Source organism: Pseudomonas trivialis (assembly GCF_036864995.1).
In the GTDB taxonomy this organism is placed as follows: Bacteria; Pseudomonadota; Gammaproteobacteria; order Pseudomonadales; family Pseudomonadaceae; genus Aquipseudomonas; species Aquipseudomonas trivialis.
Genome location: NZ_CP142151.1, coordinates 3,374,556 through 3,392,284, shown reverse-complemented (window position 1 = coordinate 3,392,284; position 17,729 = coordinate 3,374,556). Strand labels below are relative to the sequence as shown.

The following is a 17,729-nucleotide window of genomic DNA, read 5'->3' as shown; positions in this document are numbered from 1 at the left end:
CGCATGACTGAATCCACCCGCAACGCTGATGTACTGATCATCGGCGGCGGCCTGAGCGGCACGATGCTGGCCGTGCAATTGTTGCGCCTGCCCGGCACACGCCAAATCCTGGTGATCGAGCCGCGCGCCGAGCTGGGACGCGGCGAGGCCTACAGCGCGGTCGAGCTGGGTCACACGCTGAACGGCAACGCGGCGCGCATGAGCGTCGAACCGGACAATGCCGATGACCTGACCCAGTGGCTCACCGACCATATCGCCGCCGGTGGCTGGCCGGAGTCCGATCAGCAGCACGTGCCGGTCAGTGAATTGTTCCCGCCACGCGGGCTGTTCGGCCTGTACGTGCAGCAGCGCCTGGCCGAAGCCAGGGCGCAGTCCACCTCCACCGTCGAGCATGTCCGCGCCGAAGCGGTCGACCTGCAGATCGAGGCGGGCGCTGCACTGTTGACCCTGGATAACGGCGAGCAATTGCGCGGTGCCCATGCGGTACTGGCCACTGGCATGTTCCCGGCGGCGCGCACGCCACAGACCGACTCCAGCGGCGTGAACGCGGCGGCGGTGGACCCGTGGGACGTGCAGGCGATGACGCGGATCGACCCGCAGGGAAGTGTGCTGATCATCGGTTCCGGGCTGACCATGGTCGACGCCGTGGTGTCTCTCGAGCAGGCCGGGCATCGCGGGCCGATCGAGGTGTTTTCACGCCACGGCCTGCTGCCCCATGTGCGCCGGCAACCGCCGGCCTGGGAAGACTTTTTGGGCGCCGACCCTGCGTTGCGCAGCCCCCGGCAATTATTGCGCGCGCTGCGCCGCCAGTGCCGCATCGCGCTGGCGCAGGGCATCGATTGGCAGGCCCCGCTGGACACCGTGCGTGCGCACATCGCCCGGCTATGGAGCCAGGCCAGCGAGGGCGAGAAGCGTCAGTTCGTGCGGCATGTGCGGCCGTGGTGGGAAAGCCATCACCACCGTGCACCGCCGCTGAGTGCCGAACTGGTGGCGCGGTTACAGGCGCAGGGGCGATTGCGCATCCGCGCGGCATCGTTCAAAGGCCTGGCGCCTGCGGCCAGCGGCGTGAGCATTCGCCTGCGTTTTCGCGGCGAGCAAGGCATTACCCAGGTGAGCGGCGCCGCGCTGATCAACTCCAGCGGCATCGAATACGACTGGCGCCGCGTAGCCCGGCCGCTGCCGCAACAGTTGCTCAAGCGCGGGCTGATCCAGCCCGGCCCGCTGGCGTTGGGAATCGCGGCAGATGCGACCGGTGCGGTGCTCGATGCCCACGGTCGGGCCAGCACGCAACTGTTCGCCATGGGCCCACCATTGCGCGGGATGTGGTGGGAAAGCACAGCGGTGACCGACGTGGCGCTCCAGGCCAAGGCCTTGGCCCTGGAGCTGACGACGATCTAAGGGTGCGAGCGGGCCTACTGGGCAAACGGGCTTCCTCTGACGAGCGGGCTGTTGTGGCGAGCGGGCTGTTGTGGCGAGCGGGCTTGCCCCGCGTTGGGCTGCGAAGCAGCCCCAAAACCAGGCTCCGCGCGGGGTCAGGTACACCGTGCTTTCCTTGAATGGGGGCTGCTTCGCAGCCCAACGCGGGGCAAGCCCGCTCGCCACAGGGATGGGGGGGCTGAAATGGCTCATGTGCAGTCAATACTTCAAGGTCTCGGGATTTTCACGAAACCGGGCTTGAGGCCGAACACTTCCACGCCCTGCGGCGTCGATTGCCCGGTGGTCACTTTCACTCGCTCCACCGGCTGATCCATCGCCGCGCGATATTCTACGGTCATATCCGCCCCAATCGCCTGGCCCGGCACCACCATTGCCTGCGCATTGTTGTAGGTCACGATGGTCAGGCGCGCACTCATGCCCAGGCGCACCCGTTGCAACTGCTGCGGGGTGAGCGTGGGGATCGCCAGGGTCACCGGAAATTGCGCGCTGCCCTGGCCCTCACTGGCAATCGCCAGGCCGCTGACCACGCTCACCGTCCCGCTCAGCCGCTCGCCATCAAAACCGTCGCCCAGTACCTCCACCGCCTGGCCCTGGTGCAACTGGTTTATGTCCAGTTCGGAGACCTTGGCGACGATTTTCAGCCGCTCGATATTGGCCAGCCCGAACAGCACCTGGCCTTGGCTGACCTTGCTGCCGGACTGCACCGGGGCATTGTTATTGCCGCCCGCTTGCGCTGAATTATTGCCGGGCGCGGGCACCACAATGCCGGAGAACGGCGCTTTGACCTCCTTGCCAGCGAGTAGCTGCTGCAGCGCTTCGTATTTCACCGTGGCGTTGGTCAGCTCCATATCGGCGATCTGCCGGTATTCGCCGCGGCCCTGGTCCTGGGCCTGTTGCAGTTCGGCGCGCGCTGCCGCCAGGTCCAGTTGTTGCTGCCGGGCCTGCTGCTTGAGGTCGTCCAGTTCGTTGCGCGGGATGATGCCGCGCTTGAACAGGTCTTCGCTTTCGCTGAGCCTGCGCCGGGTGGTGTCGGCGGTCATTTCGGCGGTGCGCAGGCTGCGGCGGGCGCGACTCACATTGGCGCTGCTGTCCCAGTCCTGCATGTCCTGCACGGCACGGCGCGCCTTGAGCTGGGCGGAGAGGGCGTCGCGCAGTTGCACTTCCAGCGTCGCCGGGTCCATGCGCAACAGCACCTGGCCGGCTTCGACGCGCTGGCCTTGCTCCACCAGATTGGCCTGCACATTGCCGTCGAACGGCGCCGTGAGGGTGACGGTGGTGTCGGGCTCGATCTTGCCCACCAGGCCGATCTGGTGCACCAACTGATCAGGTTTCACCGCCAGCCATTGCTCGTCGGCGCTGCCCGGCGTTTGCGCCGGGCAGCGCAGGACCAGGCCGGCAGCGCCCGCCAGCACGATCAACACAGCACCCAGCAGGCGTTTTTGATTAGTAGTCATTGAGGGCGATTTCCCAGCTTTCCAGGGTCATGCCCAGCGTCAGGTCGAGCTGGGTCTGGGCGTTCAGGTAAGCGATCAGCGCATTGAGCTGCGCGTTCTCGGCGTTGCGCAGGTCGGTCTCGAAACTCAGCACCTGAAAGTTGGTGGAGCGCCCGGCGCTGAGTTTGTCACGCTCGATCTCGATCTTGCGCCGCGACAGCTCCACCGCGCGCCGCGAAATTTCATACTGGCGCCAGCGGGTGCCCAGGTCGCGCACCACATCGTTGACCGAGCGTTCGAGCTCCTGGCGGGCGTCGGTGATACGGATCTCCTGATCTTCCACATTCACCCGCGCGCGCACTTCGGCCTGGCGCGTGCTGATGTCGCCGATGGGGATCTGCACCTGCACGCCGGCATAGCTGTCCCAGCTGCGATTGTTGCTGCGCCCGTTGTCATTGTCATAGGCGTCGCGCACCTGGTTCGCGCCGGCCACCAGGTCCACTTGCCAGCGCCCGGAGTCCTTGGCGATCACCAGGTTGAGGTCGGCCTGCTGACTGCCGAGCAGGGCGGCAAGGTATTCCGGTTGCTGGGTTTGCGCGAGGTTGAAGGCTTGGCGTTTGTCGATCTCCATGGGCCTGGCCTCCAGGGCTTCGCTGGCGCGAATCGGCGTGGACAGGTCCAGCGCGAGCAGGCGCAGCAACGCCAGGCGGCTGCTGTCGAGCTGGTTCTGCGCTTCTTCGACGCCCAGTTGCTGGGTGGCGATATCGGCTTCGGTCTGCACGATTTCAAACTCGGCCATGCGTCCGGCGCTGATCAGCGCTTTGTTCACCTCCAGCAACGTGTTGGAGCGCTTGAGGGCTTCCTGCACGATCAGCAGTTGCTCCTGGGCGCGCAGCAATTCGCGGTAGGTGGCGATGATCTGGCTGATGGTGCCCGCCACCGTGGCCTTGAGGTTCAGGCGGTTGGCCTGTTCGGACAGGCGCGACAGACGCAGCGGCGCGGTGGTGGCGTCCCAGCCGGCGCCGCGTGCCAGCGGCTGGATGACGGCCAGGTCCAGGCCGTCGCTGCGGTAACGGCCGGCGCGGTCGGCGTTGTTCAGTTGCTGGGTCCAGGCCATGCTCAGGCGCGTGCCATATTCGCCGAGCAGGCTGGTGGACGGTGCGAGGTTGGCATTGCGCGCGCTGTCCTGGGAGCCGCGGGTGCCACGGTAATAGCTGTTGAGGGTGAGCTTGGGCTTGAACACGTCTTCGGCCACCCGCAGGTCGAACTTCTGCGCGACCCGCTGCAGGTACGCGCTGCGAATCGCCGGGTTGTTGCGCAGGCCCAGGTACACGGCGTCGCCCAGGGTCAGGCTGGTGGCCTGGGCATTCAGCGACACGCCTCGGTCGTAGCCGCTGCGGGTGGTGCTCGGTGCCGACGGCTTGATCACCACCTCGGCGGCCATGCCGGGCAGGCTGAGCAGGGCCAGCAGCCACAGCCATTTACTCATCGCGCAAGGCCTCCACCGGCTGCAACCGGGAGGCCGAGACCGCCGGGTAAATGCCAAAGAACAAGCCCACCAGCAGCGTGCTGCCCACTCCCAGGGGCAGGGCCGCCACCGCCAATGAAAACACCCAGCCCGACAGCCACGCATACAGCCACGCCGCCGTCATGCCGAGCACGGCGCCGCAGACGGCGCCGACAGCGGTGAGGGTGACGGCTTCGAGCAGGAACAGGTTGCGAATATCCCGCTGGCGCGCGCCCAGCGCCATGCGAATGCCGATTTCGCGGCGCCGCTGCGAGACGTTCATCAACATCACGTTCATCACCCCGACACCGCCGCCCACCAGCGAAATCGCGCCCAGGGCCAGCAGCAGATAGGCGAAGGTGCGGCTCTGGCGGGTCATGCCGTCGATCATTTGCTGGGGCACGGTAATGTCGACGTTGTGGTCGATCAACTGACGTTGCAGCGCAGCGGCGGCTTCGCGGGCGATGCGTTCCATGTCCTGGCCGGGCGCGGCGCGGATGATCACATTGCCGATCTGCGGGTTGGCGTAGATGCGGCGCATGCCCTCGGCGGGGATGAACAGCGACTCGTTGGCCTGCACCGGCATCAGCATCGCCCGGGGCTGGTTGTGCAGGATGCCCACGATCAGAAACAGGTAGTCGTGGATGCGCACACGGTCGCCCAGCCTGAGCGGATCACCCGGTGCGCCGAGTGCCTGGGCCACCTGGTCGCCGATCACCGCGTAGGTTTCATTGGCATCGAAGGGCGACAGGAAGCGTCCTTCGCGCAGCACCAGGCGCATGGCCTCGTGGATACCCGGTGTGGTGCCGACCAGGTTGGCATTCGCCGTGCGGCCGTTGAACACGACGGGGCCGCTGAAGAGGCTGAGCGCGCCGATATGGGCGATGCCGGGTACGGCGCTGCGCACGGCGTCCAGGTCGAGATGGGCGCGCATGCTCAGGTTGCCGCTGCGTTTGGTCGGGAATTGCGCGATCAGGGTGTCGGTGCCCATGTCCTTGAAAATCATCGCGGCATCCACTGCCGCGTTGTGGCCGATATTGATCAGCGCCACCACCGACGAACTGCCGATCACAATGCCCAGCAACGCGAGGATCGAGCGTTTGCCCAGGGTGCGCAGGCTGACGAACGCTTCATGCAGCAGCTGGCTCAGGCTCTGTTCAACGCGCAGGCTCATGGGCCGACCTCGTTCACCACGCCGTTGCGCACCAGGATCTTGCGCTGCAGGCGCTCGGCGATCTGCGCATCGTGGGTGACGATGATCAGGGTCACCTGCTGCTCGCGGTTGAGCGTCAGCAGCAGGTCCATGATGTCCTGGGCGGTACTGCTGTCGAGGTTGCCGGTGGGTTCGTCGGCGAGGATCACCGAGGGGTTGCCTACCAGCGCCCGCGCAATGGCAACGCGCTGACGCTGGCCGCCGGAGAGGTCGGCAGGGTGATGGTGCGCGCGTTCGGCCAGGCCCACCTGGTCGAGCATGCGCAGCGCCTGTATCACCGATTCATGGCGCGACACGCCGCGATAACTCAGGGGCAGCGCGACGTTGTCCAGGGCGCTGAGGCGTGGCAGCAGGTTGAAACTCTGGAACACAAAGCCGATCTGCTGGTTGCGGATCGCCGCCAGTTCATCCGGCGTGGCGCTGAAGATGTCGTGGCCGGCAAAGCGATACTGGCCGCCGTTGGGTAAATCCAGCAGGCCGAGGATATTGAGCAGGGTGCTTTTGCCGGAGCCGGAGGCGCCGAGGATGCCGCAGCTGTCGCCGCGCGTGATGGACAGGCACACGTCATTGAGAATTGGCAGGTCTTGCCCGGCCAGTTGATAGCGCTTGCCGATGCCTTGCAGGGAGATCAATGGGGGTTGCGCGAAGTGCTCTGTCATCGTCGCCTACGCCTGTAGTCTCGACGCCGCCGTCACCTCTCGGAAAAACTTTGAAATAACTTCGAGGGCTGCGTGAGGCGTGTCGCGGACTGATTTGTTTCTTGTTTTTAAAATATTGTTTGAATAGTAACCGCGTTCCAAGCGCTTCGCCAGCCATTGGGGTAGAGCGGTTTTACGCTTGGCAAAGATTTATCCGACAACCGGGCGCCACCGCCGAGCGCGCCCTCAACTACCGTTTGGAGGCCCGTGGACCGTGGCTTTTGATCGTATGGCAGCCTGTCAGTACTTGCTTTCAAAGGACAGCCCCGGTATAAAAAATCAAATTATTTTTTAAAACAATATTTCCGCCATGGAACCTTTATGGTCGCTAAGAAAATCAGCACGCCAAACATTACCAAGACTCGATTGCTGGATGCGACAGAGGCACTTTTCATCAAGTACGGGTACGACGCGGTCTTGTTACGGCAGATAACCGAGCGTGCCCAGGTGAACCTGGCCGCCGTGAACTATCACTTCGGGGACAAGGATTCCCTGATGAAGACCCTGCTGATGCAGCGCCTGGAGCCGCTCAACGAGCAGCGCCTGGAATTGCTCGCGCGCTGTGAGGCCGAGTCCGACGGGCCGCTCGACTGCGATACCTTGCTCGGCGTGCTGTTTGCCCCGGCCATGGGCCTGGAGCGCAGCGACCCGGGCAGCGGGGAAGGGCGCTCGTTCATCCGCTTCCTCGGTCGCGTGTACAGCGACACGTCGCCGTTTATCCAGGAATACCTCAAGGTGCATTACCAGCCAGTGTTCCAGCGTTTCTTCGAAGCCTTTGCCCTGGCGCTGCCGGACCTGCCGCGTAACGAACTGGGCGTGCGCCTGCAGTTTGCGCTCAAGGCGATTTCCGGGGTGATGGCTGGTACCGAGTTGCGCCTGCTGATGAACTCCATGAGTCTGGGGCGTCCGGCCACCGATGCTGAGGTGATGGCCAAGCTGATCACCCTGGTATCGGCCGCGATCCGTGTGCCGCAGCAAAGCCCCGAAGCACAAACTGCGCTTGCCAGAGTGTTGGACACCCAGCGCGCCATTCGTGAAGAAGCTGCAGCGCCTGTGACGAGGGCGACGCGCTGAGCTCAAATTGCAGGCAAAAAAACCCGCTGGGGCGGCGGGTTCTTAATGTGCAGCATTTGTAACGGATGAGGCTTCACAGTACGGCCCAGGGTGTGAATAAATCGTGAAAAATATGTAAGAAAAAGCGTTTCATACGTGATTCATCCTTTTAGCGGTAGGCGGTATTCCTCAAATCCTCCAATGGCTCGAAGTCCTTGCCAGCCGCTGGCGCATCTCATCCACATTGCCCGCGAGTTGCAAGGTTAATAGCCGATAGCCATCCAGCGCACTGTGTACCGGCGCTTGCAGTCCGTTTTCCGCGATTGCGTGCGCGACAGGCCGATCCAGCCGTTCGCTGAAACCGGACTTCAATGCCCGCGCCATTCCCACCAGTTGCACGCGAATCTGTCGGTGCTCGGACTTCAACATCATCTGCATGCGCGCCATTGCCTGCTCATCACGCGGGTCTGGCCGGGTATTGCCAAGAATCTCCAGGGTGCTGATGCACATGCGCAGATGCCGTTGGATGGCGTCCAGTTCGGTCAGGGAAATGCGCACCTCCTTGGACACCGACGGCATCAGCGAGCGCAGTTGCACCATCGCCGCGTTCAGGCGGTTGAGCAGCTTGAGGTGTTCATCGTCGGTCACCGACTGGCCGCCGATAATCCGGCTGTAGATTGCCGCACAATCGCGCAACGCACTGGCCAGGTTGTAGCGCCAGGAGTACACCGCATACAGCGGCAGGGCGAACGAAAACGCCAGCGCCAGCACGATGCCGATCAGGATGTCCACGGTGCGCCACAAACCGTCCGAGATCGGATTGTCGCCGTGACCGGCCACGATAAACACCGTGATTGCCGACAGCAGCGCGATGTAGCCGCCCTTGCCGATGGCGTGATAGGAAAAGAACCCGCACACCACCGACATCAGCAGGTAGGTCAACAACGGCAGGCCGAAGTAGGCCTGTTGCACCACCAGCAGCAAGCCGACACTGGCACCGATCAAGGTGCCGTAGGCGCGTTCCACCGCCTTTTTGCCGATGTTGCCGTGGTGCTGCAAGCCGCCGATGACGATGAGCATGGTCACCGACGCCCATTCGCCGTGGGGCAGGTTGAGCCCGGTAGTGAGCAGGATCGTCGCCAGCAAGCCGATGGACACGCGCACGGCGTGGATCAGCTTGGCATGGCGATAGCGGCGGTAGGGGTCCAGCAACGGGCGCAAAAGGCGCCGGGCAAACAGGGGCAAATTCATCGGTAGTAAAGTGACCTCAATAATCAGGGCAAAATGCGATCCACTGTGGGCGCTGGCTTGCCTGAGATAGCCTCACCGCAGGCAAACCAGCTCCCACACTCGTCAGAAGATGTAATCGGTGGTCAGAAAACTCGAATCCCGGTTACGCAGAATATCGCTGACCAACGCTTTGTTGCTTTCCTGGAACTTGGTTGCCACCAGGGTGCGAATCGAGAACACGCGCAGGGCGTCATGCACAGACAGCGTGCCTTCGGCCGAGTTCTTGCGCCCGTTGAACGGGAAAGTGTCCGGCCCGCGCTGGCACTGGGCATTGATGTTGATACGGCCCACCTGGTTGGCGAAAACGTCTACCAACCGCCCGACTTCCACGGCGTTGGTGCCGAACAGGCTCAATTGCTGGCCGAAGTCGGAATCGAGCACGTAGTCGATGACCTTGTCCAGGTCACGGTAGGGCACGATCGGCACCACCGGACCGAACTGCTCTTCGTGATACACGCGCATCTGCGGGTTCACCGGGTACAGCACGGCCGGGTAGAAGAACGAGCCGCGACTTTCGCCGCCGTTCGGGTTCACTACCTTGGCGCCGTGCTGCGCGGCATCGGCCACCAGCGCGTTGAGATAGTCCACCTTGCCCACCTCCGGCAGCGGCGTCAGCGATACGCCGTCTTCCCAGGGCATGCCAGGCTTGAGCGTAGCCAGTCGGGTGTTGAATTTTTCAATAAAGCTGTCCACCACCGTTTCATGCACAAACAGGATTTTCAGCGCGGTGCAGCGTTGGCCGTTGAACGACAGGGCGCCGGTAACTGCTTCGCTGACGGCATTGTCCAGGTCGACCTCGGGCAGCACGATGCCGGGGTTCTTCGCATCCAGGCCCAGGGCGGCGCGCAGACGGTGCGGCTTGGGGTGCAGCTTTTTCAAATCGCTGGCGGCCTTGTTGGTGCCGATAAACGCAAAGATATCGATCTTGCCGCTGGCCATCAGCGCGCTCACGGTTTCGCGGCCGCTGCCGTAGATCACGTTGATCACGCCGGCCGGGAAGCTGTCGCGAAACGCCTCCAGCAACGGACGAATCAGCAGCACGCCGAGCTTGGCGGGCTTGAACACCACGGTATTGCCCATGATCAGCGCCGGGATCAGCGTGGTGAAGGTCTCGTTCAGCGGATAGTTGTAAGGGCCCATGCACAATGCGACGCCCAGCGGCACGCGGCGGATCTGGCCGAGGGTGTCCTGTTCCAGCTCGAAGCGGCTGGAGCGACGGTCGAGTTCCTTGAGGGCATTGATGGTGTCGGTGATGTAGTCGCAGGTGCGGTCGAACTCTTTCTGCGAGTCCTTGAGGTTCTTGCCGATCTCCCACATCAGCAGCTTGACCACCGCGTCGCGCTGTTCGCGCATACGTCGCAGGAACGCTTCGACATGCTGGATACGATCAGCCACGCGCATCGTTGGCCACTCGCCCTGGCCACGGTCGTAGGCGCGCACGGCGGCGTCGAGGGCGGTAAGGGCGGTGTCGGCGTCCAGCAACGGCGTGCTGCCGATGTGCACGCGTTCATCACCCAACTGCACCGGGCTTTGCACGCGGGCCAGCGGGCCGCTCCATACCTGCAAGCGGCCATCGACCAGGTAATCACGCTGTTCAATCGGCGCAGCCAGGCGAAATTGTTCGGGAATGTCGGTGGAGGCGGTGGGAAACAGCTGGGCGAGCAGGTTGCTGGTGGTCATGTCGCTACCCCGGAAATAGTGGCCAAACATGACGAGAGAGTCACCCATCCACCGGCTCGATGGCAAGGGCTGCGCAGCTTTGCCGAACGCTGTACAAATGTGGGAGGGGGCTTGCTCCCGATGGCAGTGGGTCAGTAAACATCAATGTTTGCTGACTCACCGCTCCCACAGGGAGTCTGCGTTTAACTGAACCTTGTTCGCCCCCAGGATGAATATTTTGACAGCCAGCCGATTGTTGCCTGAAAAAAATCCGCGCTGCCCGTAATCTACAGGCCCCTTGTCACCCGCGCGGAGCGTTCATGTCTTCAGTTGCCGATGGGCTTGCCCTCAATAAACGCCTGCCGGCCGTTATTGCGCTGTCTCTGGGCATCGGCATGGCGACGCTGGACACGGCCATCGTCAACACGGCGTTGCCGACCCTGGCCGAAGGCATCGGCACCGATTCGGCCTCGGTGATCTGGGTGGTCAACGCTTACCAGCTGGCGATCATCGCAACGGTGCTGCCGTTTGCGTCCTTGAGCGATGTGCTGGGGCATCGCCGCGTGTACCTGGGCGGGCTGCTGCTGTTTATCGTCTCGTCGCTGTTGTGCGGGCTGACCGGTTCGCTGTTGACCCTCACCGCCGCGCGTGTGGCCCAGGGGCTGGGGGCGGCGGCGTTGATGAGCGTCAATACCGCGTTGCTGCGCCATATCTACCCCTCGAAGATGCTCGGGCGGGGCCTGGGCTATAACTCGCTGGTGGTGGGGCTGGCGTTTACGCTGGGGCCGACGGCAGCGTCGGCGATTCTCTCGGTGGCCAGTTGGCACTGGTTGTACCTGATCAATGTGCCGTTGGGGCTCCTGGCCCTGGGCCTGGGGTTGCGCTCGCTGCCCACGCTGCCGATCAGCGGGCACGCCTTTGATCGCCTGGCAGCGTTGCTGTGTGCCGGTTTGTTCGCGTTGCTGGTGCTGGGCCTGGGCGCCGCCGTGCATGGGGCGCAGGGCGCATTGACCATCGGGCTGGTGGCGTTGGCAGCGGTGTGCGGTGCCCTGCTGCTGCGCCGCGAGGCCGGGCACCCGGCGCCGATGCTGGCGGTGGACCTGTTCAAGCGCCCGGTATTTGCCTTGTCCTCCCTTACCGCCATTTGCGCGTTCAGCGCCCAGGGTCTGGCGTTTGTGTCACTGCCGTTTCTGCTACAGGCAGCGTTGGGCCATAGCCAGGTGGAGACCGGGTTTCTGATGACGCCATGGCCAGCGGTGGTGGCGGTGATGGCGCTGGTGGCCGGGCGTTTGGCGGATCGGGTGTCACTGGGCCTGTTGTGCGGCATCGGCCTGCTGATGCTCAGCCTCGGCATGGGCGCGCTGGCGACCCTGGGCAATGAGGCCTCGGCGTTTGATATCGGCTGGCGCATGGCGTTGTGCGGCGCCGGTTTCGGGTTTTTCCAGTCGCCCAATCTCAAGGCCCTGATGACCAGCGCCCCCTTGGCCCGCAGTGGCGGAGCCAGCGGCATCGTGGCGATTTCGCGGCTGCTGGGGCAGACACTGGGCGCCTCGTTGGTGGCCCTGTGTTTTCACCTGTCGGTGAGCAGTGGCCCGCACTACGCGCTGTGGCTGGGGTGTGCGTTCGCGCTGGTGGGCAGTGTGGCCAGCGGGCTGCGTTTGTTGCCGTATCAACAGCGAATCTGACTCTAATGCCATTCCCCGTGGCGAGCAGGCTTGTCCTGCGTTGGGCTGCGCAGCAGCCCCAAAACCAGGCGCTGAGACGTATCAGGTACATCGCGCGCTCCTTCACTGGGGGCGCTTCGCACCCCAACGCGGGGCAAGCCCGCTCGCCACAGGGCGCAAACTCACTGACCGGCAGCGGATCTGACCCTTGTAAAACAGCGCGGGTGAAGGCTAGTGTGACGACTTGATTCTGAATGTTTCAGCTTTATGACCAGTCAGGCCCACCGTATCGCCGATACCACCTCTCGCCGCGCCGCGCTGACCCTCGGGTTCTGCCTGCCCAGTGACGTGTTGCTTTATCTGCTGCTGCCGATGGAGTCCGAAGCCTTCGGCATCACTTTGGCCCAGGCCGGCGTGTTGCTGGCGGCCAACCGCCTGGTGAGGATCTTCGGCTATCGGCATGTGCTCAGTTTCTATGCACGTAACGGCGATCGCCTTACCTGCATGCTCGCCGCCAGCGCCGCTGCGCTGTGTGCGCTGGGCAACTCGGTGCTGTCCGGCTTTGCTGCCTTGCTCGGCCTGCGGCTGGTGTGGGGCCTGTCTTATGCCGCGTTGAATCTGTCGACCCAGGTATTGGCCACTGCCGAACCGCAGGGTGCCGCGCGTCGCGCCGGGCGTTCACGCGCGTTGATCGCCCTGGGGCCGATGCTGGCCTTGCCGCTGGGCGGGCTGCTGACCTTGTGGGCCGGGCCGCGCCCGATTTTCCTGATCCTTACCCTGTGCTGCCTCATGGGGCTATGGCTGGCGCGCGGCCTGCCCAGTACCGGGCACGATCTGCACAGCACGCCGGGGCGACGCTTCAACTGGCCCGACAGCGTAGCGTTGTGGTCGTTTATCGAGGGCGTGGCGCTGGACGGCCTGTTTATCTTCGGGCTGTCGATCCAGGCGCAGAAGATCGTGGGCGGTGACGCGGTGCTGATTGCCGGTGGCCTGATGGGCTTGCGGTACCTGTCGGAATTGCTCCTGAGTCCGCTGGGCGGTCACGCGGCGCAGCGGTTCGGTGCCACCTCGATGCTGCTGCTGTTTTCATTCATGAGCGCCCTGGCGCTGGGGGCGTTCGGCAGTGAGTGGGTGATTGCTGGCGCGGCGGCAGTGCTGGTGCTGCGTGCTTTGCAATTGCCGCTGGTGACCACCCTGGTGACCGAGCGCAACCCGGGTTCGATGCGGGTGTCGGCGCTGGCGTCCAACGCGGTATGGCGCGATATCGGCGCGGGGCTCGGGCCGTTGCTGGCGGGGCTGGTATTGCCGGTGGCCGCGGCGTCGCTGGTATTTGGTCTGGCGGGCGCGGCGATTGCGATCAGTGCGTTGTGCTGCTGGCGCACCCAGGCACGCGGGCAAACAAGTTGAACGATGGCCGAAGGCGGTTTCTCTAAACCTGTGAAGCCCTTTACAGGTACGCCACCATGCCCGAATACAAGCAGCCACCGCCGGGTACGCCCGATACCCATCGCACCCCCGGCGAAGAGGAGCGCGACAACGATGCGTTGCGCCCCAACGACCCACAGGACCGGCCGGACGACGATGTGAAGCAGGTCGAGGAAAACCTCGACACTCTTCACGATAAAGCCCGCCCGTTGTAAGAGAGGAGGTCACCATGAGCAACCCCCCGAAAGGCCCGAGTTCAAGCGAGCATTCAAGCGGCAAGGATGAGCTGGGTTTCGACCCGGACTCTCCCGATGTGTCGGACCCGCAGGTCGACCCTATCGGCCCGGCCATCGCCCCGCTGGACGAGAAAAAGCAGTCGGAAAAAAAGCCGCCCTACGATCCGTTGGGCGATTTGAAAAAGTAAAAAAGAGCCCCGCCATTGTGCGGGGCTTTGTTTATTTGGGTGGGTTCCAACTGACTTCGGTGATGCCGTATTTCTCCGCCCAGGGGCGCGTGGTTTTCTTCACCTGTTCATGGCCTACGCGGCCAATACGACTGACGTGTGCAATGTCGGCATCAACGGCCGCCCAGTGCCAGGCTTCGGCGTTGTTCATGACTTCGGCGCGTACGACAAAGGATTTCGGCTTACCGTGCAGTTGATAGTGGATGGTGTAGATTTTTGCGGTACTCATGTTGCCTCCCTGTCTTGTTATAAATGGATAGGAAGCTGTTCTAAAAGGTTCATTCAAAATGACAACGTGCATGATGCCCAGCCGCTTCGCGAGAGAAACGCGCAGCCCATCAAGTCAATGCGGCCAATTGCGCCACGGTTTCCGGAAAGCGTGCCACCAGACGGATCAGCGTCACGGCCTGGGCATTGGGTTTGGCGCGTCCTTGTTCCCAGTTTTCCAGCGTGCGGATATTGGTGCGCAAGTACAGGGCGAATACCGAGCGCGAAAGGTTGAGTTGCTGGCGCACGGCAACCACTTCTTCGGCGGTAAGCGGTGCCAGGTGGGTGAGTTGAACCTTGTGGGTACGCAGGGTGACTTTGCCCTGGCGCTCTTCGGCCAGGGCGTCGAAGCCTTCGACCAGTTCGGAAAAAATTTCACGTTTCATCAGTTGGAGGTCTACGTAGATTGCGTATGAGACGGCAACCTTACGTTGTACTCAGTAGCGTGGGATGTCAGGTAAGCCCTTTTATCAAGTAAGAAAAACCTGAGGTGAGCGGGTTTGCCGTTGACTCTCAGAAACGCAAAACGGCGCCCGAAGGCGCCGTTCTGTTTACCACATCTGACTAAGCGATCAAACGCCCAGCACCGCATGCTGCACCAGGGTGAGCAGCGGTTGCGGGTACACGCCCAGGAAGAACGCGAGCAGGGCGATGGCCAGCAGCATCACGCCGCCTGCCTTCTGTTCCCAGTGCAGCTCGGCGTCCACGCGGCGCAGGTTCGGCTCGATCAGGTACAGGGTGACCATCACGCGCAGGTAGTAGAACACGCCGATGGCGCTGCCCAGTACCAGGGAAGCAACCAGCCACCATTGGTGCGCTTGCACACCGGTAGCCACGATGTAGAACTTGCCGATAAAGCCCGCCGTCAGCGGGATGCCGGCCAGGGACAACATCATCACGGTGAGGACGGCGGTCAGGTACGGACGGCGCCAGAACAGGCCACGGTATTCGTACAGTGCGTCGGCATCACGGCCCTTGTACGGGGACGACATCAGGGTGATCACACCGAATGCGCCAAGGCTGGTGATCACGTAGGTGACCAGGTACACGCCGATGGCTTCCACGGCCAGGCCGTTGCTCGCCACCAGGGCGATCAGCAGGTAACCGAAGTGGGCGATGGACGAGTAACCCAGCAGACGCTTGAGGTTGTTCTGGGTCAGTGCCAGCAGGTTACCGAACAGGATCGACGCAATGGCGATCACGGTCAGTACGTTGCTCAGCACGCCGGTGTTGGCCGCAGGCGAGATCTGGAACAGCCGCACCATCACCGCAAACACCGCCACCTTCGACGCGGTCGCCAGGAACGCGGCCACCGGCGCCGGGGCGCCTTCGTACACGTCCGGGGTCCACAGGTGGAACGGCACCAGGGAGAGCTTGAACGCCAGGCCGATCAGCATCATCGCCAGGCCCAGTTGGGCAATCGGCGCAGGCATGCTGGTGGCGGCCAGGGCGTGACCGATGCCGGTGAAGCTCAGGCTGCCGGCTTCGGCGTAGAGCAGGGCCATACCGAACAACAGGAACGCGGAACCGGCGGCCGACAGCACCATGTACTTGATGCCGGCTTCCAGGGAGCGCTTGTTGAAGAAGGCGTAGGCCACCAGACCGTAAGTCGGGATCGACAGCAGTTCCAGGCCGATGAACAAACCGGCCAGGTGCTGCGCGCTGACCAGCACGATACCGCCGGCCGCAGCCAGCAGGATCAGCAGGTACAGCTCTTCCTTGTTGCCCGGGTAGCCGGTGCCGCCTTCGCCGAGGTAGGCATGGGCGAGGGTGACGCAGGCCAGGGTCGCGACCAGGATCAGCGCGATGTACAGCAGCGCGAAGTCATCGACCATCATCAATGGCGTGACCGCCAGTGGCGCGACCTTGAGCGCCGGGATGATCGACAGCAGGGCCAGGTTCAACCCGGCGCAGGACAGCAGGAACGTTTGCGAATGATTGCGGCGCCAGGCGATCGCCAGCATCACCACCACGATGGTGAGGCTGGTGATCAGCAGCGGCGCAAGCGCGATAAAGTGTTGGATCGTGAATTCCATAGCGCTCTTACCGGGCCGAAGCGAGTTGAGAGAAGGCGGTGCCGAACCACTGCTGCACGCCATGCATCGTTGCGGCAGAAGTGTCCAGGAACGGTTGCGGGTACACGCCGATGTAGATCAGCAGCACCGCAAGGCCAAGCACCATGATCAGTTCGCGCGCATCCATCCCTTGCAGGACGGTGTCGGACTTGGCCGGGCCGAAGTAGGCGCGGTGGATCATGATCAGCGAGTAGACCGAACCGAACACCAGGCCGGAGGTAGCAATCGCGCTGATCCACGGCGTTTGCACAAAGGCACCCATCAGGATCAGGAACTCGCCGATAAAGTTACCGGTGCCCGGCAAGCCCAGGGACGCGGCGGCGAAGAACAGGCTGATTGCCGGCAGGTAGGCGATGCGCGACCACACGCCACCCATTTCACGCATGTCACGGGTGTGCAGGCGCTCGTACAACTGGCCACTGAGGATAAACAGCGCGGCGGCCGAGACACCGTGGGCCAGCATCTGGATCACTGCGCCCTGCAGCGCCAATTGGCTGCCGGAGTAGATGCCGATCAGTACGAAGCCCATGTGGGAAACGGACGAGAAAGCAATCAGACGCTTGATGTCGGTTTGCGCAAAAGCCAGGAACGCACCGTAGAAGATCCCGATCAGACCCAGGGTCATGGCGATCGGCGCAAACTCGGCCGAGGCATTCGGGAACAGCGGCAGGGCGAAACGCAGCAGGCCGTAGGCCGCCGTCTTCAACAGGATACCGGCGAGGTCGACGGAACCGGCGGTCGGCGCCTGGGCGTGGGCGTCCGGCAGCCAGGAGTGGAACGGCACCACCGGCAGCTTCACCGCAAACGCGATGAAGAAGCCCAGCATGAGGATGTACTCGGTGGTCAGGGACATCTTGGTCTTCAACAGGTCGGCGTAGTTGAAGGTAATCACGCCCGTGCTGTTGAAGTTGACCAGTACCAGACCGAGGATCGCCACCAACATGATCAGGCCGGAAGCCTGAGTGAAGATGAAGAACTTGGTCGCCGCGTAGATCCGGGTTTTCTTGCCGTCCGACGAACTGTGACCCCAGAGCGCGATGAGGAAGTACATCGGCACCAGCATCATTTCCCAGAAGAAAAAGAACATGAACAGGTCGAGGGCGAGGAACACGCCGACCACGCCGCCCAGGATCCACATCAGGTTCAGGTGGAAGAAGCCCACGTGACGCTGGATCTCTTTCCAGGAGCAGAGTACCGAGAGGATGCCCAGCAGGCCGGTCAGCAGGATCATCAACAGCGACAGGCCATCGAGGGCCAGATGCACGTTGATGCCGAAGCGTTGGATCCACACGTGCTTGAACTCAAGCGCGAAGGTGGGATCGACGCCCGGTGCCGGCGCGAATGAGTAGTCACCGTGTGCCCACAGCCAGAGGCCGAGCGCGAGTTCCAGGGACATGGTCAGCAACGCAATCCAGCGGGGCAGGGTGGCGCCGAAGCGTTCACCCATCCAGCAGAGCAGGCCGCCGATAAAGGGGATCAGGATTAGCCAGGGCAGAATCATGACGGGCTCGTTTCCTTTCGCAGGTTCGCAAAGTTCAAAAGGTT

The 17,729-nt window shown here is 63.2% G+C and carries 16 protein-coding genes; 6 read left to right on the top strand and 10 right to left on the bottom strand.

All coding sequences use genetic code 11. From position 1 onward, the window contains the following. The first annotated feature begins 3 nt into the window (after nt 1-3). Nucleotides 4-1,398, top strand: a complete 1,395-nt coding sequence (locus tag VRB54_RS14675) for an FAD/NAD(P)-binding protein (RefSeq protein ID WP_338477769.1) — start codon at nt 4-6, stop codon at nt 1,396-1,398. 245 nt (nt 1,399-1,643) lie between these two features. Here VRB54_RS14675 and VRB54_RS14670 read toward each other — a convergent pair whose 3' ends face one another. Genes VRB54_RS14670 through VRB54_RS14655 form a run of 4 tightly spaced genes read right to left on the bottom strand, consistent with a single transcriptional unit; the run spans nt 1,644 to nt 6,249 of the window. Then, a complete protein-coding gene (locus VRB54_RS14670; protein ID WP_338477767.1) occupies nt 1,644-2,891 on the bottom strand; it encodes an efflux RND transporter periplasmic adaptor subunit in 1,248 nt (415 codons plus the stop codon). Next, nucleotides 2,881-4,359, bottom strand: coding sequence for a TolC family protein (locus tag VRB54_RS14665; protein WP_338477766.1), 1,479 nt, complete (start codon nt 4,357-4,359; stop codon nt 2,881-2,883). Before VRB54_RS14665 ends, VRB54_RS14670 begins: the two co-directional genes overlap by 11 nt. After that, entirely contained in the window at nt 4,352-5,551 is a 1,200-nt protein-coding gene (locus VRB54_RS14660) for an ABC transporter permease (RefSeq protein WP_338477765.1), read from the bottom strand. Before VRB54_RS14660 ends, VRB54_RS14665 begins: the two co-directional genes overlap by 8 nt. Continuing rightward, a complete protein-coding gene (locus VRB54_RS14655) occupies nt 5,548-6,249 on the bottom strand; it encodes an ABC transporter ATP-binding protein (protein WP_338477764.1) in 702 nt (233 codons plus the stop codon). Before VRB54_RS14655 ends, VRB54_RS14660 begins: the two co-directional genes overlap by 4 nt. A 360-nt stretch (nt 6,250-6,609) precedes the next feature. On the opposite strand from VRB54_RS14655, the gene VRB54_RS14650 reads away from it, so the two are divergent. Then, nucleotides 6,610-7,362 (top strand): TetR/AcrR family transcriptional regulator, encoded by a 753-nt coding sequence (locus VRB54_RS14650; RefSeq protein ID WP_338477763.1) that lies wholly within the window; start codon nt 6,610-6,612, stop codon nt 7,360-7,362. A 168-nt stretch (nt 7,363-7,530) separates the two neighbouring features. Here the strand turns inward: VRB54_RS14650 and VRB54_RS14645 are convergent, their stop codons facing one another. After that, a complete protein-coding gene (locus tag VRB54_RS14645; protein ID WP_338477762.1) occupies nt 7,531-8,592 on the bottom strand; it encodes an FUSC family protein in 1,062 nt (353 codons plus the stop codon). A 102-nt stretch (nt 8,593-8,694) separates the two neighbouring features. Beyond that, nucleotides 8,695-10,311, bottom strand: a complete 1,617-nt coding sequence (locus VRB54_RS14640; protein WP_338477761.1) for an NADP-dependent glyceraldehyde-3-phosphate dehydrogenase — start codon at nt 10,309-10,311, stop codon at nt 8,695-8,697. A gap of 299 nt (nt 10,312-10,610) precedes the next feature. On the opposite strand from VRB54_RS14640, the gene VRB54_RS14635 reads away from it, so the two are divergent. From VRB54_RS14635 to VRB54_RS14620, 4 genes are all read left to right on the top strand, one after another. Continuing rightward, a complete protein-coding gene (locus VRB54_RS14635; protein ID WP_338477760.1) occupies nt 10,611-11,975 on the top strand; it encodes an MFS transporter in 1,365 nt (454 codons plus the stop codon). Nucleotides 11,976-12,221: 246 nt separating this feature from the next. Next, complete coding sequence (locus VRB54_RS14630; RefSeq protein ID WP_338477759.1) at nt 12,222-13,361, top strand: MFS transporter; 1,140 nt, start codon at nt 12,222-12,224, stop codon at nt 13,359-13,361. Nucleotides 13,362-13,417: 56 nt separating this feature from the next. Beyond that, the gene (locus VRB54_RS14625) at nt 13,418-13,594 is read left to right on the top strand and encodes a hypothetical protein (RefSeq protein WP_209982864.1); all 177 of its coding nucleotides are present in this window, start codon (nt 13,418-13,420) and stop codon (nt 13,592-13,594) included. Nucleotides 13,595-13,608: 14 nt separating this feature from the next. After that, nucleotides 13,609-13,803, top strand: a complete 195-nt coding sequence (locus VRB54_RS14620) for a DUF6021 family protein (protein ID WP_338477758.1) — start codon at nt 13,609-13,611, stop codon at nt 13,801-13,803. A 31-nt stretch (nt 13,804-13,834) separates the two neighbouring features. On the opposite strand, the gene VRB54_RS14615 is transcribed toward VRB54_RS14620, so the two are convergent. The 4 genes from VRB54_RS14615 to nuoM form a co-directional block, all read right to left on the bottom strand. After that, the gene (locus tag VRB54_RS14615; protein WP_209982862.1) at nt 13,835-14,071 is read right to left on the bottom strand and encodes a DUF6555 family protein; all 237 of its coding nucleotides are present in this window, start codon (nt 14,069-14,071) and stop codon (nt 13,835-13,837) included. A gap of 109 nt (nt 14,072-14,180) precedes the next feature. Beyond that, on the bottom strand, nt 14,181-14,495 hold the full coding sequence (locus tag VRB54_RS14610) for a transcriptional regulator (RefSeq protein ID WP_338477757.1): 315 nt from the start codon (nt 14,493-14,495) through the stop codon (nt 14,181-14,183). A gap of 186 nt (nt 14,496-14,681) precedes the next feature. Then, entirely contained in the window at nt 14,682-16,145 is a 1,464-nt protein-coding gene (nuoN, locus tag VRB54_RS14605) for an NADH-quinone oxidoreductase subunit NuoN (protein ID WP_322213956.1), read from the bottom strand. A 7-nt stretch (nt 16,146-16,152) separates the two neighbouring features. Beyond that, a complete protein-coding gene (gene nuoM / locus VRB54_RS14600; protein WP_003232072.1) occupies nt 16,153-17,685 on the bottom strand; it encodes an NADH-quinone oxidoreductase subunit M in 1,533 nt (510 codons plus the stop codon). Nucleotides 17,686-17,729 lie beyond the last annotated feature (44 nt).

Bases quoted from the DNA above. Each gene is read 5' to 3' on its own strand.
- VRB54_RS14675 (WP_338477769.1), top strand. From the start codon at position 4: ATGACTGAATCCACCCGCAACGCTGATGTACTGATCATCGGCGGCGGC.
- VRB54_RS14670 (WP_338477767.1), bottom strand. From the start codon at position 2,891: ATGACTACTAATCAAAAACGCCTGCTGGGTGCTGTGTTGATCGTGCTG.
- VRB54_RS14665 (WP_338477766.1), bottom strand. From the start codon at position 4,359: ATGAGTAAATGGCTGTGGCTGCTGGCCCTGCTCAGCCTGCCCGGCATG.
- VRB54_RS14660 (WP_338477765.1), bottom strand. From the start codon at position 5,551: ATGAGCCTGCGCGTTGAACAGAGCCTGAGCCAGCTGCTGCATGAAGCG.
- VRB54_RS14655 (WP_338477764.1), bottom strand. From the start codon at position 6,249: ATGACAGAGCACTTCGCGCAACCCCCATTGATCTCCCTGCAAGGCATC.
- VRB54_RS14650 (WP_338477763.1), top strand. From the start codon at position 6,610: ATGGTCGCTAAGAAAATCAGCACGCCAAACATTACCAAGACTCGATTG.
- VRB54_RS14645 (WP_338477762.1), bottom strand. From the start codon at position 8,592: ATGAATTTGCCCCTGTTTGCCCGGCGCCTTTTGCGCCCGTTGCTGGAC.
- VRB54_RS14640 (WP_338477761.1), bottom strand. From the start codon at position 10,311: ATGACCACCAGCAACCTGCTCGCCCAGCTGTTTCCCACCGCCTCCACC.
- VRB54_RS14635 (WP_338477760.1), top strand. From the start codon at position 10,611: ATGTCTTCAGTTGCCGATGGGCTTGCCCTCAATAAACGCCTGCCGGCC.
- VRB54_RS14630 (WP_338477759.1), top strand. From the start codon at position 12,222: ATGACCAGTCAGGCCCACCGTATCGCCGATACCACCTCTCGCCGCGCC.
- VRB54_RS14625 (WP_209982864.1), top strand. From the start codon at position 13,418: ATGCCCGAATACAAGCAGCCACCGCCGGGTACGCCCGATACCCATCGC.
- VRB54_RS14620 (WP_338477758.1), top strand. From the start codon at position 13,609: ATGAGCAACCCCCCGAAAGGCCCGAGTTCAAGCGAGCATTCAAGCGGC.
- VRB54_RS14615 (WP_209982862.1), bottom strand. From the start codon at position 14,071: ATGAGTACCGCAAAAATCTACACCATCCACTATCAACTGCACGGTAAG.
- VRB54_RS14610 (WP_338477757.1), bottom strand. From the start codon at position 14,495: ATGAAACGTGAAATTTTTTCCGAACTGGTCGAAGGCTTCGACGCCCTG.
- nuoN (WP_322213956.1), bottom strand. From the start codon at position 16,145: ATGGAATTCACGATCCAACACTTTATCGCGCTTGCGCCGCTGCTGATC.
- nuoM (WP_003232072.1), bottom strand. From the start codon at position 17,685: ATGATTCTGCCCTGGCTAATCCTGATCCCCTTTATCGGCGGCCTGCTC.